We start from the raw sequence: 1,223 nt of genomic DNA, 5'->3' as shown, positions 1-1,223 counted from the left end.
CCAGCCATTCTATGGCCCCCTTCGCGCGCGATCTGGACTATGAGGGGCAGCCCTTCCCTTGGAACGAAGACCGCCGCGCGCAGCTTCGCGCCGAGCTCGACGCCTGGTACGCCCTCGCCTACGGCCTCGCCCGCGACGAACTGCGCTATGTGCTAGACCCCAAGGACATCATGGGCGCAGACTACCCCAGCGAAACCTTCCGCGTCCTGCAAAACAACGAGATGCGCGCATACGGAGAATATCGTACGCAACGCCTTGTCCTTGCCGCCTATGACGAACTGATGGCGCAGGGTATGCGGCCAAGGCTAGAAGGGTATCGATAATGGCGCGGTCCACCAGCGTCCGCAGCCGGCCCATCCACCCGATTTACCGCTCCGAGCTACAGCAGGCGGCGTATAACCACGGCTTCCGCAAGGAAAATGGCGAGGCGGACGGGTGGCTCTATTTTCGATCAGACGATGGTATTCCTGGAGAAATTGCGCTCGCCTCCGGCAATGAGGACGGGGGGGCGCCGTGGTTCGTCGCCGTGGAACATGCTGGCGTCGCCGCAAAGCTGTGTGGTGAGTTTCCAGCGGCCCTGGCGGAACCCGTACCGGGCCAGTTCCGCGGTGCCTTCGCCTTCTCCGATCAGGCCGAGATGCGCCAGGCTCTCAGCCGCGCCTTTCATCTGGCCCGGGCGCTTCCGACCTTTCCGCTGTCCCAGTTCGAGGCCGATGTAGCGAGTCTAGGCCACACAGAGGTCGAACGGATCACCCGCGAGCGGATTGGGCAGGGCTATTTCCGGGGTGCCCTGCTCGATTACTGGAACAACAAATGCCCGCTCACGGGCATTTCCGAGCGCGCGCTGCTTCGCGCAAGCCATATCGTCCCCTGGGCACGTTGCGGAAGCGACGAGGAGAGACTGGACGTTTTCAACGGCCTATTGCTTGCCGCACACTGGGATGCCGCGTTCGATGCCGGTCTCATCAGCTTTGATGATGGAGGCAGGGCGCTCATCAGACCAGACCTCGACCCGGCGGTGATTTCACTGCTCGCACCACACGAGATTGCGCCTTTGCCATTGATCGATGCGCATCATCGCCAGATGGCATGGCATCGAAAGCACTTCGGATTCGAGTGATTGGAATAGCAGAAAACGTATGCAGCGAAGTTCCGCCTGACAAAGGGCTCACTCCTTGTTTGCAGGGTTAGCCCTTTCTGATTTAACATAAGATATATTATCA

The 1,223-nt window shown here is 60.5% G+C and carries 2 protein-coding genes; both read left to right on the top strand.

The window, feature by feature from the left end; all coding sequences use genetic code 11:
* The coding region (locus IQ35_RS20965; RefSeq protein WP_145076251.1) for a hypothetical protein at window positions 1–323 on the top strand (323 nt) is incomplete at its 5' end.
* Window positions 323–1,120: an HNH endonuclease gene (locus tag IQ35_RS20960; protein WP_221442146.1), complete on the top strand. Its 798-nt coding sequence runs from the start codon at window positions 323–325 to the stop codon at window positions 1,118–1,120. The genes IQ35_RS20965 and IQ35_RS20960, both read left to right, overlap by 1 nt.
* The last annotated feature ends 103 nt before the right edge of the window (window positions 1,121–1,223 follow it).

Origin of the sequence: Sphingobium wenxiniae, from assembly GCF_007830065.1 — a bacterium.
Classification (GTDB): Bacteria; Pseudomonadota; Alphaproteobacteria; order Sphingomonadales; family Sphingomonadaceae; genus Sphingobium; species Sphingobium wenxiniae.
This window is presented reverse-complemented; position numbering and strand designations above follow the sequence as displayed.

What these genes read in the sequence shown, in the direction of transcription:
- IQ35_RS20960 (WP_221442146.1), top strand. Translation starts at nt 323, where the DNA reads ATGGCGCGGTCCACCAGCGTCCGCAGCCGGCCCATCCACCCGATTTAC.